General features: G+C 55.4%; 11 protein-coding genes. 5 read left to right on the top strand and 6 right to left on the bottom strand.

Going from position 1 to position 12,711, the window contains the following annotated elements; all coding sequences use genetic code 11:
- The first annotated feature begins 2 nt into the window (after nt 1–2).
- The 4 genes from QFI97_RS10410 (at nt 3) to QFI97_RS10395 (ending at nt 5,067) form a co-directional block, all read left to right on the top strand.
- On the top strand, nt 3–1,589 hold the full coding sequence (locus QFI97_RS10410) for a GMC family oxidoreductase (RefSeq protein ID WP_346431090.1): 1,587 nt from the start codon (nt 3–5) through the stop codon (nt 1,587–1,589).
- A gap of 111 nt (nt 1,590–1,700) precedes the next feature.
- Nucleotides 1,701–2,450, top strand: coding sequence for an electron transfer flavoprotein subunit beta/FixA family protein (locus QFI97_RS10405; protein ID WP_095100985.1), 750 nt, complete (start codon nt 1,701–1,703; stop codon nt 2,448–2,450).
- A gap of 1 nt (nt 2,451) precedes the next feature.
- Complete coding sequence (locus QFI97_RS10400) at nt 2,452–3,381, top strand: electron transfer flavoprotein subunit alpha/FixB family protein (protein WP_346431089.1); 930 nt, start codon at nt 2,452–2,454, stop codon at nt 3,379–3,381.
- A gap of 24 nt (nt 3,382–3,405) precedes the next feature.
- Nucleotides 3,406–5,067 (top strand): electron transfer flavoprotein-ubiquinone oxidoreductase, encoded by a 1,662-nt coding sequence (locus QFI97_RS10395; protein WP_331834630.1) that lies wholly within the window; start codon nt 3,406–3,408, stop codon nt 5,065–5,067.
- Nucleotides 5,068–5,314: 247 nt separating this feature from the next.
- Here the strand turns inward: QFI97_RS10395 and QFI97_RS10390 are convergent, their stop codons facing one another.
- Nucleotides 5,315–6,448, bottom strand: coding sequence for an acyl-CoA dehydrogenase family protein (locus QFI97_RS10390; RefSeq protein ID WP_095100979.1), 1,134 nt, complete (start codon nt 6,446–6,448; stop codon nt 5,315–5,317).
- 278 nt (nt 6,449–6,726) lie between these two features.
- Here QFI97_RS10390 and QFI97_RS10385 point away from each other — a divergent pair, with 278 nt between their 5' ends.
- Entirely contained in the window at nt 6,727–7,890 is a 1,164-nt protein-coding gene (locus QFI97_RS10385; RefSeq protein ID WP_346431088.1) for a dihydrodipicolinate synthase family protein, read from the top strand.
- Between the two features lie 55 nt (nt 7,891–7,945).
- On the opposite strand, the gene QFI97_RS10380 is transcribed toward QFI97_RS10385, so the two are convergent.
- The 5 genes from QFI97_RS10380 to QFI97_RS10360 all read right to left on the bottom strand — a co-directional run bounded on the left by QFI97_RS10380 (nt 7,946) and on the right by QFI97_RS10360 (nt 12,520).
- Complete coding sequence (locus QFI97_RS10380) at nt 7,946–8,779, bottom strand: sugar phosphate isomerase/epimerase family protein (protein ID WP_331834632.1); 834 nt, start codon at nt 8,777–8,779, stop codon at nt 7,946–7,948.
- Nucleotides 8,780–9,050: 271 nt separating this feature from the next.
- On the bottom strand, nt 9,051–9,389 hold the full coding sequence (locus tag QFI97_RS10375) for a DUF1869 domain-containing protein (protein WP_346431087.1): 339 nt from the start codon (nt 9,387–9,389) through the stop codon (nt 9,051–9,053).
- A 10-nt stretch (nt 9,390–9,399) separates the two neighbouring features.
- Nucleotides 9,400–9,732 carry a TehB family protein gene (locus tag QFI97_RS10370; RefSeq protein ID WP_346431086.1) on the bottom strand — a complete coding sequence of 111 codons (333 nt, stop codon included), beginning with the start codon at nt 9,730–9,732 and terminating at the stop codon, nt 9,400–9,402.
- A gap of 207 nt (nt 9,733–9,939) precedes the next feature.
- A complete protein-coding gene (locus QFI97_RS10365) occupies nt 9,940–11,865 on the bottom strand; it encodes a putative bifunctional diguanylate cyclase/phosphodiesterase (protein WP_346431085.1) in 1,926 nt (641 codons plus the stop codon).
- A gap of 157 nt (nt 11,866–12,022) precedes the next feature.
- The gene (locus QFI97_RS10360) at nt 12,023–12,520 is read right to left on the bottom strand and encodes a putative pterin-binding protein (RefSeq protein ID WP_095100968.1); all 498 of its coding nucleotides are present in this window, start codon (nt 12,518–12,520) and stop codon (nt 12,023–12,025) included.
- Nucleotides 12,521–12,711 lie beyond the last annotated feature (191 nt).

Genomic DNA, 12,711 nt, shown 5'->3' with positions numbered 1-12,711 from the left:
ACATGTACGACTACATTATTATCGGCGGCGGTTCGGCGGGCAGCGTCCTTGCCTCGCGCTTAAGTGAAAATAGCCACTGTAAAGTGCTGCTGGTTGAGGCTGGTCCAAAGGACAGCAACCCCTACATCCACTTGCCGGTCGGTTTTAGCAAACTCACCTCCGGGCCGCTGACCTGGGGCTATAAAACGGTGCCCCAGCCCCAGCTGGGCAATCGTGAGCTGCTGTTTGCCCAGGGGCGGGTACTGGGCGGCGGTAGCTCTATCAACGCAGAGGTGTTCACCCGCGGCACCCCAGCGGACTACGACCGCTGGGCGGCGGATGAGGGATGCGACGGCTGGTCATTTGCCGATATCCAGCGCTATTTTATTAAATCCGAGGATAACGATACCTTTTCAAACGCCTGGCACGGCGTCGGCGGTCCGCTCGGCGTCTCCAGCCCGGTCAGCGCTAACCTGATGAGTAAAACCTTCAGTAAAGCCTGCCAGCAGGCGGGATTGCCCTACAACCCTGATTTCAACGGCGCCACCCAGGCCGGCTGCGGCCTGTATCAGACCACCACCCGCCATGCCCGCCGCTGCTCCGCGGCGGTGGGATATCTGAAGGACGCGAGCCGGCGCAGCAATCTCACTATTAAGACCGGCTGCCATATTTCCCGGCTGATTATCGATAACCAGCGCGCCGTCGGCGTGGAGATTTACCAGGATGACAAGCAGCAGCGGCTGCATGCCAGCTGCGAAGTTATCGTCAGCGCCGGGGCGATCGGCTCGCCTAAACTGCTGCAGCTTTCGGGAATTGGCGCGGCGGATGAACTGACCAAAAAAGGGATTACGGTCGCGGCCGACCTGCCGGGCGTGGGCGAAAACCTGCAGGACCACGTGGGCATCGATCTGATATTTGAGCTCGGCAACGCCCTGAGCTATGACAAGTACAAAAAGACGCACTGGATGATGTGGGCAGGGCTGGAGTATCTGCTGTTCCGCAAAGGTCCGGTATGTTCGAATATCGTCGAAGGCGGCGCATTCTGGTACGCCGATAAGCAGTCGGTAAATCCGGATACCCAAATTCACTTCCTGGCCGGAGCCGGCGTGGAAGCCGGTATCGAACCGGTGCCGTCCGGCTCCGGCGTGACGATTAATAGCTATTTCCTGCGTCCGCGCAGCCGCGGCCGGGTCGCTTTACGCACGGCGAACGCCAGCGACGCCCCGCTTATCGATCCGAACTATCTCAGCGATCCTTACGATATGAAAATGACGATCGAAGGCTGCAAGCTGATGCGCGATATCATGCAGCAAAGCGCCTTCTCGCCGTATATTCGCCGCGAGCATATGCCGGGACACGAAGCGCAAAGTGATAAAGATCTGGAAGAGTACATTCGCCGGTTTGCGCGCACCTGCTATCACCCGGTCGGCACCTGCAAAATGGGCATCGATGAGCTGTCGGTCGTCGATACTCAGCTGCGCGTTCGCGGCATTGAAGGGCTGCGCGTGGTGGACTCGTCGGTGATGCCAAGCCTGGTCAGCTCTAACACCAATGCCCCCACCATTATGATTGCCGAGAAAGCCAGCGATCTGATTATCGCGTCGCACTGATCACAAATTGCTGCCCATGTTTCTGCTCATGGGCAAAAATCGATTGAATAAATAACTAAATAGTTATTTACTTAAGAGAGATAAACAGAGAAAACATTCCGAGAGGTCACGATGAAAGTTCTCGTCCCCGTTAAACGCGTTGTCGATCATAACGTTAAAATCCGCGTCAAAAGCGATGGCAGCCAGGTTGATCTGACCAACGCGAAAATGGCGCTCAACCCGTTCTGCGAAATTGCGGTTGAAGAAGCCATTCGCCTGAAAGAGCTCGGCATCGCCAGCGAAATTGTGGTGGTAACCATCGGTGATGACGCGGCCCAGGAGCAGCTGCGCAGCGCCCTGGCAATGGGGGCAGATCGCGGGCTGCTCATCACCGCCGGCCAGTCCCTCGAACCGCTCAATCTGGCAAAACTGCTGGCGAAAGTCGTCGCGCAGGAACAGCCGTCGCTGATCCTGATGGGGAAACAATCCATTGACGGCGACAACAATCAGACCGGGCAAATGCTCGCCGCGCTGTGCGGCTACCCGCAGGGAACCTTTGCCGCTGAACTACGCATTGAGGATGGTCAGGCCATCGTCACCCGTGAAATTGACGGCGGCCTGCAGATTGTTTCGCTGACGCTGCCGGCGATTATCACCACCGACCTGCGTCTTAACCAGCCGCGCTATACCTCCCTGCCCAACATGATGAAGGCCAAAAAGAAGCCGCTCGCTATCCTGCCGGTAGAGGAGTTCGGCCTTGAATTACGCCCGCATACGGCGCTGTTACGGGTCGAGGCCCCGCCAGCGCGCGAGGCCGGCGTGCGTGTCGAAAGCGTCGATGAACTGCTGAACAAGCTCAAAAACGAAGCGAAGGTGATTTGATATGGCGACTTTACTCCTTGTTGAACATGATAATAACCAGCTCAACGCGGTAACCTATAACGCGGTGAGCGCCGCCCGGGAGCTGGGCGGCGAGATTACGCTGCTGGTGGCGGGCGAAAAATGCCGTACGGTCGCGGAACAGGCGGCGCGCATTGAAGGCGTGACGAAGGTGCTGCTCGCCGACGATAGCGTCTTTAAAAACCAGCTGGCCGAAAACGTCGCCGCGCTGATCTTCTCCCTGCGCGAGGGTTACAGCCACATCCTTGCCGCCGCCACCTCAAACGGGAAAAACATCCTGCCGCGCGTGGCGGCCCTCGCCGACGTCGCACAAATCTCCGACGTGATTGCGGTGGTCAGCGCCAGCGTGTTCAAACGCCCCATCTATGCGGGCAGCGCCATCGCCACCGTCGAGAGTCTCGACCCGCTGACGGTGCTGACCCTGCGCGTCTCGAGCTTCCCGGCGGCGCAAAAAAACGAATCCTCCGCGCCGATTGAGCACATCAGCCGCGTCGATAATCCGCCGGTTTCTCGCTTCATTCATGAAGAGCTGGCGCAATCGGACCGCCCTCAGCTTTCCACCGCCCGCGTGGTGGTCTCCGGCGGTCGCGCGCTGGGCAGCCGCGAAAACTTTGCGCTGATCGCGCAGCTTGCCGACAAACTGCACGGCGCCGTCGGCGCATCGCGCGCGGCGGTCGACGCCGGGATGGTCGCCAACGATCTGCAGGTCGGGCAGACAGGCAAAATTGTCGCGCCGGAGCTCTACATCGCGGTGGGCATTTCCGGCGCGATTCAACACCTGGCGGGAATGAGTAATGCCAAGGTCATCGTGGCCATCAACAGCGACGAAGAGGCGCCCATTTTCAAAATCGCCGACTACAGCCTGGTGGGCGATCTGTTCGAGATTGTGCCGCAGCTGGTGGCGAAACTCTGATGAGCAAGGGGCAGGCAACGAAAGATGGAGGTTATGGTGGAACGTGAAACGATGGAATTTGACGTCCTCATCGTCGGTGGCGGTCCTGCCGGGCTGTCGGCAGCCTGCCGGCTGATGCAGATGGCGCAGCAGGAGCAGCGCCCGCTGAGCGTTTGCGTCATTGAAAAAGGCGCCGAGATTGGGGCGCATATTCTTTCCGGGGCGCTTTTCGAACCCCGGGCGCTCAAGGAGCTTTTTCCCGACTGGCAGTCGCTCGGCGCGCCGCTCGCGACTCCGGTAACGCAAGATGAGCTCTTGCTGCTGCGCGATGGCGAAAAAGCGTGGAAGATCCCGGCGGCCTTTATCCCTGCCCCGATGCATAACGCCGGTAATTACGTCATTAGCCTGGGGGATTTTTGCCGCTGGCTGGCCCGCCAGGCAGAGTCGCTGGGGGTGGATATTTTCCCCGGTTTTGCCGCCGCCAGCATCCTGTACGACGATGCGGGCGCCGTCGCCGGTATCACCACCGGCGATATGGGCGTCAATGCCGAAGGGCAAGAGAAGCCGGGCTTTACGCCAGGCATGAACCTGCTGGCGAAATATACCCTTTTTGCCGAAGGCTGCCGCGGCCATCTCGGCAAACAGCTGATCGCCCGCTATCAGCTTGATGCCGGCCGCGATCCGCAACACTACGCGTTGGGGATAAAAGAGCTGTGGGAGATCGCCCCGCAAAAAAGCCGGCCCGGAGAGGTCATCCACGCCTCCGGCTGGCCGCTGAGCGAAGGCGCGTCGGGGGGAAGCTTTCTGTACCATACTGGGAATAATCAGGTTGTCGTCGGGCTGATTGTCGATCTTAACTACCGCAACCCTTATTTAAGTCCGTTCGATGAGTTTCAGCGCATGAAGCATCACCCGGCCTTTAGCGAAACCCTCAGCGGCGGAAAGCGTCTCTGCTACGGCGCGCGCGCCATCACCAAAGGGGGCATCAATGCGCTACCCAAAATGCATTTTCCCGGCGGGCTGCTGATTGGCTGCGATGCGGGAACGCTCAACTTCGCCAAGATTAAGGGCAGCCACACGGCGATGAAAAGCGGCATGCTGGCCGCCGAATCGGTCTATCAGGCGCTGGTACAAGCTCCCGATGAGAAACGGGAGCTGGATGATTTCGCGCAGGCGTTTAGCGAATCATGGCTGGGGGAAGAGCTGCGGCAGTCGCGTAACTTCGGTCCGCTGCTGCACCGTTTTGGTACGCTGGCAGGCGGGGCACTTAACTATATCGATCAGAACTGGTTTAAAGGAAAGCTGCCGTTCACGCTGCACGACCGCAGGGCGGATCACCTGCAGCTGAATACGGCCGAACGCAGCACGCCCATTAGCTATCCGAAGCCGGATAACCAGCTGAGCTTTGATAAGCCCTCTTCCGTGTATCTGGCAAATACGTCCCACGATGAAGATCAGCCCTGCCATCTCAAGCTCAAAGACGCCGAACTGTCGGTGCGGGAAACGCTGCCGCGTTTTGCCGAGCCGGCGCAGCGTTATTGCCCGGCGGGCGTTTATGAAATTATCGCCCCGGAGGGAAAGCCCAGATTACAGATTAACGCGCAGAACTGCGTGCACTGTAAAACCTGCGACATCAAAGACCCGTTGCAGAATATCCTCTGGACGGTGCCCGAAGGAGGCAGCGGCCCCAACTACCCGAATATGTGATCTGTTCCCCACCCCGGCAGCGCCGGGGTTTTCTTTGCCTCCGCTCGGCCTCCCCCATCGCATATGCCGGGGTCATGGGGCGGGCGAAACGCTTCTCCGTACCCTTCACCCGCAGCGGGTATGGGAAAAACGTCGGATTCACCATTTACCTGCATCATGCCAGCCCATGAAACCATAAAAACAGGCTGGTCACCTGAGGTGATCAGCCTTATCCCGGTTAAGGTACCGTGTCGGCGGGCGACGGGCGTTACGCCAGCAAATTGCGGCCGATAATCATGCGCTGGATCTGGTTAGTTCCTTCATAGATTTGGGTTATCTTGGCATCACGGTACAGACGCTCCACCTCCACGCCGCGAATATAGCCGCCGCCGCCAAAAATCTGTACCGCGTTGCCGCTGTGCTGTACCGCAGCGTCGCCCGCGAAACATTTCGCCATTGAACAGGCAATCGAGGTATCCGGGGCGTCGGTATCAATTTTATACGCCGCGCTATGCACCAGCAGGCGAGCGGCTTCGGTATCTTTGGCGATATCTGCCAGCATAAACTGCACGCCCTGGAAATCAGCAATCGGCTTGCCAAACTGTTCGCGCTGTTTCGCATACTCAATCGCCGCTTCGAGACCGGCACGCGCAATGCCTACCGCCAGCGCGCCAATCCCCACCCGCCCTTTATTCAGCACGCTCATCATAATATGGAAGCCGCGGTTTTCCGGCCCCAGCAGCGCGTCCGCCGGCAGCCTGACCTGGCTGAAGTGCAGTTCGCCGACCTGCGACGAGCGTTGGCCCATCTTGTGCTCTTTAGCGCCGCGCGAAACGCCGTCGCGCGAGCAGTCGACAATAAAGATGCTCATACCGCGGTGACCGGCTTCCTTATCTGTGCGCGCCAGGACGAAGGCCACATCGGCGACCGGCGCATTATGGATCCACAGCTTGCTACCGTTCAGCACCCAGCCCTCTTCGGTGCGCGTGGCGGTGGTTTTAATTCCCGAAACGTCAGAGCCGGCGCCGGCCTCAGTGATGCAATAGGCCCCTTTCAGCGACGCGTTCAGCAGCCCAGGCAGCCATTGGGCGCGTTGCGGATCGTTACCATATTTTGACAGCAGCGTCCCCAGCAGCTCCACCAGGCCGCACTGATCGGCAATCGAGGCATAGCCGCGCGACAGCTCTTCCATCACCACAGCGTAGGCGACAGCATCCAGCCCAACGCCGCCATACTCTTCCGGAACGGTGATACCAAACAATCCCAGTTCACCCATCTGTTGATAGATCTCGGCAGCAAAGCGCTCTTCTCTGTCCAGCTCTTCGGCCTGGGGCCGAATCACTTCGTCGGCAAACTTACGGGTCATTTCGCGGATCTGTTGATGGGTTTCAGTCAAATACATGGTCATTCTCCTGCCGGCTATTATTCATGCCGCCTGTTTTTTGCGACATCCAAACGCATTAATTAAATAACCAGATAGTTACTACATTGGATAAATGTTGCTGTCAATACCGTTAAATAATTGTTGTTAACTCATCGACAAATATTGCAGGTAAAGGCCGCCACCCGATCACAGTAGGCTGTTCCGGTTATCACTTTGGCCGCGAATACCTTGACTTTTACCTGGGCAAAAAGTACACCTTAAAAGTAACCAAATGGATACTTAATGGAGAAGTTAACATGCTTAAAATCGACCTGCCCACGCCGCAAGGCTCCATCGCGAATTACCGCCTTGTGACGACGGAAGAACGTTCCTGCGCCATCACTCCCGCGTTTAATCGTATTGCCTACGCCGCAGCACACGTGGTTATCGATCCCCGCCATCAGGGCGCGGACTGGCTGAACAATCCGCGCATTGACTGGGACTCGACGCTGGCCTACCGCCACCATCTGTGGCGGCTGGGATTTAATATTGCCGAAGCGATGGACACCGCTCAGCGCGGCATGGGGGTAAGCTGGCATATCGCGCAAGAGCTGATCGTGCGTTCTCTGAAGGAGGCGAAAACCGTACCGGGCGCCGATCTTGCCGCCGGAGTCGGTACCGATCAGCTGGCGGCGGCAGACGCGACAACCCTGGCGCAGGTCATCGCCGCCTATGAAGAGCAGATGGAGCTGGTCGAGAAGCATGACGGTAAAATTATCCTGATGGCCAGCCGGGCCTTAGCCGCGGTGGCAAAATCGCCGCGGGACTACCTTGCCGTGTATAACCGCCTGCTTGAACAAAGTAAGGGCAAAATTATTCTTCACTGGCTGGGGGAGATGTTTGATCCCGCGCTGAGCGGATACTGGGGATCGGCAGATTTCAACGCCGCCGCCGATACCGTGTTTGAGATAATCGGCAACAACGTCGATAAGGTGGAAGGGATCAAGATTTCGCTACTGAGTAAGGAAAAAGAGGTCGCCTTCCGTAAGCGCCTGCCGCCACAGGTTAAAATGTACACCGGCGATGATTTCAACTATCCCGAGCTGATCGCAGGAGAAGATGGCTATTATTCACATGCGCTGTTAGGCATTTTCGATGCCATCGCCCCGGTTGCCGCCGCCGCACTTAACGAACTGGCGCTGGGCAACAGCGGCGAATACTACCGCCTGATGGATCCTACCGTGGCCCTGTCGCGAGAAATCTTCAAGGCGCCGACGCAATATTATAAAGCAGGCATCGTGTTCCTGGCCTGGCTCAACGGCCATCAGCATCATTTCGCGATGGCCGGAGGAATGCAGTCAGCGCGGGAGATTAGCCATTACGCTGAAATTTTCCGTCTCGCCGACCAGGCCGGCCTGCTGCAAAATCCGCCGCTGGCTGCCCGGCGAATGCAAAATCTGCTAACAATTTACGGCCTCTGAGCGCTGAGGCGCAGCGCGATTTCCCAGAGCGGTCGACTCTGGGAAAATCACTCCCTTAGCCGAATTCGCGGTGACGCTGTTTACATATCGCCAGCACCTCATCCGGCTCCCGCAGCCACCAGTTATTCTGCGAAAAAATCTCCACTTCATGCAGGCCCGTATAACCTAACGCCTCCAGCGCCTGGCGACGGCTGCGGATATCAATAACCCCATCGCCCATCATGCCCCGATCCAGCAGCATATCCGTAGTCGGTACCAGCCAGTCGCAAATATGAAAAGCCAGCAGCCGGCCCGCGCCCGCCCGCTCAATCTGCTGCTGAAACTGCGGATCCCACCAGGTGTGATATAAATCGACCGCAATACCCAGCCCTTCATCCCCTAACTCATCGCAAAGATCGTTTGCCTGCGCGAGGGTATTTACGCAGGCGCGTTCGGCGGCATACATCGGATGCAGGGGTTCAATCGCCAGCGGCATGCCAAGCGGGCGCGCGTATTCCAGCAGTTCGCTCAAACCATCGCGCACCTGCTGCCTGGCGGCGGACAAATCTTTCGAACCTGCGGGCAGCCCCCCAACCACCAGCACCAGGCAAGGCGCGCCAAGCTCCAGCGCTTCGTCCACCGCCCGCCGGTTATCCAGCGCCTTATCGCGGCGCTCCTGCGCGGTGCTGCCGGGAAACATCCCCCCGCGGCAATAGCCGCTCAGCGTCAGCTCATGATGGCGGATAAGACGCGCTGACTCTTTTAGCCCCAGCGTCTGGACCTGGTCGCGCCACGGCGCGATGCCGCGGATCTCATGCCGCGCGCAGCCCTCAACGATCTGATTAAGTTTCCATTTCTGCCGCACCGTAGCGGTATTGAGGGACAGTTTGCGACTGTCGGGTTGATTCATCTCAGCGACCTCGTTATTTGCTTTGCCTGAAAAACGTAAAATCCACCTAAATTGAGCATCAGTTTGCTCAACAAAGGATTATAGAAATGAACACGTTGGGTAAATACGACCGCCATCACATAACGAACCAGTTAGTTACTAAAATCAAGAGAGAACGGCAAAACAAGAGAGCCTGGCGGGACAATATCTAAGGGCAATGATGCAAGGTGGGATAACGGTCCGGGGGAAAGGCAGACATCGAGGAGGCCTGCCTGATATATCGATGCCGAGGCTACCAGCCGCAGACGTTGGTCTCTTCATCCGATTCATAGCCGCGGACGATATTAACCAGGTCTTTTACCGCATCGGCGGCAATGAGCGGGTCCTGTAATTCGACGAGGGTTGCAAACTCTTTATCTACCGATACGCCGTTATTATTATTCGTCACCGACAGAACAAAGCCTTTACCCTGCTGGTTATCCACCGACAGTGAACCAATAAGTTCTGCTACGGCCTGAACCGCAATATCGGGAACATAAAGCGCCATGGGTTTAAGATAGACTTTTGCTTGTCTTTCATCATTGTTGCCATTAACAACAGCTAATGAATAGCCTTTATTTTCACTGTTCATAAGTTCAGCTTTATCCCTCTATCAGAATTTTAGGATCGACGTAGAAATCCACGTTAAAGACGGTATCTTCCGTCAACGCTTCAATACGGTGCCATTTTTCCGCCGGGAAGACGCCGAACTGGCCGGCCTCTATCGTCATCGTTTCAACAGGTTCAGACGCGGTTTCATCCGTATAACCATAATAGCGTATAGCGCCCTGCATGACCGCCAGGCGAGGGTAAACGCCCTGCCGCGTTCCGGCATCAAGATGCCGCTGCCAGATTGACGCCGGTGCCGTTTCTTTGGTCCATAACGGGGTTGTGCGGGTATGCACGTAGTGGGTCGGAATAACGATACGCTGCATGATTCGGCCTCTCTTTCCGTACCATTGAGCACGGTCGGGAACGGGGAAAATATATTGCATATGATATACCCCTTTTAATCTCTGAGGGTATTATTTTTTAAGAAATTTCCCCCTACCCCTATTTATACCCAACAAGGATTATATATTATTGAATATACGAAAAGGCGGATCTGTATTAACAGATCCGCAATAAATAAAGCATCTCAACTATTTATTACTGGCGGTGTTCAGCGGGCCGGGTTTGCCAATCAGGTAGCCCTGTACCAAATCGCAACCTAATTGCTGGAGAGATTTTAACTGCTCATCCGTCTCGACGCCTTCCGCCACGATGCGCATATGTAAGCTTTTACCCATACTGATAATCAGCCGGACAATATCCAAATCATCTTTCTGCGCTGGAATATTAATGACAAATGAGCGATCGATTTTAATCTTATCAAACGGGAAATAGCTCAGGCGCGATAATGAGGAATATCCGGTACCGAAATCATCAATAGAAATTTGAATCCCCAGCTCGCGCAGCTGGCTGAGGATTTCTAAAGAGCGCGTGTTTTCATTAAACACATCTGATTCCGTAATTTCGAGGTCAAGCCGATGCGGGTCCAGCCCCGTGTGCTTCAGTACCGCGATAACGGTATCGGTCAACGAACTGTTGATCAGCTGAACGGGCGATACGTTCACCGAAACTTTAAGCGGTGACGACCAGCTCGCCGCTTCCTCACACGCGGTTTTAAGCACCCACTCTCCGAGCGGGTTAATCATGCCAATTTTTTCGGCGACGGGAATAAATATTGTCGGCGGCACCATGCCGCGCACCGGATGGAACCAGCGCACCAGCGCTTCATAGCCATAAATCTCGCCGCTCATCGTATCGGCAATCGGCTGGTAGTAAACGCGGAATTCACCGTTATCGAGCGCCTGCAGCAGATCGTCCTCAAAAGACTTATTCTCCTGCAGACGCTGCAGCATCCCGGGGCGGAAAATTTGGACGGTACCCGACCCCTCTTTTTTCGCTTCATAAAGCGCAAGATCGGCGCATTTGTATAAATAATCGGTACGGGTTTCCCGGTCAGAAATAACAATCCCGATGCACGCGTCAATATTAATCAACGAATCATAAACCTGATACGGCTGGCTGATCTTTTCACGGATAACCATCGCCCGCGCCAGAGCCTGCTCTTCGCTTAAATCACAGGAGACCAGCGCAAACTCATCCCCTCCGAGCCGGTAGAGGGTTTCGGAGGTTTTGCGGAAAAAGGAGAGACGGCTGGCAAGATCCTGCAGCAGCTTATCCCCGGAATCATGGCCCAGCGTATCGTTAACGTCCTTAAAATTGTCCAGATCGAACAGCATAACCACCGCGGAACCGTTGTACGGCCGAACCTGATTGACGATCTCCTGCAATTTTTGCCAGAAGGAGAGCCGGTTCGGCATGCCGGTCAAGGAGTCATGGTACGCATCGTATTGCAAACGCCGGTTTTGCACCTGGAGCTTCTCTTTTGATGCCTGCAGATCGTTCGCCAGCAGCTTCATGCGGACGTGGGCGCGGCGCAGGTTGTTATTTTGCCGCAGCATTAACAGCCCTAAAGAAATACACATGGTGATCAGCAGAATGGAAATTATCGAATAGATAAAATAGAGGTTCTGTATTTTATCGTGGGTCAGGTTAACGATATTAATATCCTGCGCCAGCGACATTGACGCCAGCCCGGTCATAGGGCCGTCGAGTTCGCCCATCTTATGCAAAATCGGCTTTATCCGCTGCGGGGTGATGGTATCCAGCTGCTCATCAAGCTGATACAGAATAGCGATCAGGCTCTCAATAGTCGCCCGACGCCCCGCATCCTTACGAATAAACTCACTCGGCTCCCCCTGCTGCAGCGGTTTGATCTGGCCCATCATGATCTCCAGACGCAGCCGGACATCATCGCGATCGACGCCTTCGACGCCCAGGGCATAGGAGCCTAGATGCGCTTCCAGCCGCATATACTCAGAGACTATCTGCGCGATTGACCACGAATCCGTGTAACGGGTCAACTTTTGCAGCTCGCTCTGTCGCTCATGCACCAGATAGGTAATGTATCCGGTGATAACGAAAAGCGACAAAATAATGGCAGTGAGTATTCGATTCAAGATCAAACCCTTAGAGCCTATCCCATTAGGCTATTTTATTTATCAGTTTGCTCCTGGGCAGAGCTCAAAACCCCCGCGTACGCCGTATACGCCCTGGTCCCTAAGCCCTGCCGGTGTCCAAACTCTATCCAACAATTACGCCTGGCGGGACAGGCTATTACTCAATAATAATTTTCGAAACCTGCCACGCCGAGCGAGAATAATAGATCTGATTTTGTAAATCAGGGCTGCTGTCGTAGGGATAAACAATAAACAGAGGGCCCTTATCGCGGACCCGCATATATTCACCGTTCATTTTTAAAGCCAAAATAACGGGGAATTTATGGAAATCATCAATGGGCACAATCGTCGTATAGTCATTCAGGGCGATGACCCTCGCCGACTGACCCTTTGCTGCGACTAAGTCCATGAGCTTGCTAAGGGAAATTCCGTCAAAGCGCACTTTCCCTGAGTACCACGGGGTGGTCGTTTCCACGGTCTGCATGCCCAGCTTCTCTAATGCCGCGAGATCAAACACGGCGGTATCGCCTTCATTTGTATTTCCAATAAGACCGGAAATGGTTAAAACGGGCTTGCCCGTAGGTGCGGGCAGTTTTTCTGCAAATGCATTTGGTAAAATCATGAAACAAAATAAAGCTGCGAAAAGTAAACGCATTTAACTCACCATTTCCGACATTGGAGATATGTTAATTGTAAACCATTTACGGCAATTCTTAAAAGATGTCATCGGAAGGTTGTGAGCTGTTCAATTAAAAAAGAACGCCGAATTTCAGAACCTTCCGATCGCCGGCTTATGACTGACCGTAGAATGCACATTTTTTGCCGTTAATGCATGACGATGGGTAA

This window comes from Klebsiella scottii (genome assembly GCF_036561945.1).
In the GTDB taxonomy this organism is placed as follows: Bacteria; Pseudomonadota; Gammaproteobacteria; order Enterobacterales; family Enterobacteriaceae; genus Klebsiella; species Klebsiella scottii.
The sequence above is the reverse complement of the archived record's forward strand: the minus strand, read 5'-3'. Positions and strand labels throughout refer to the sequence as shown.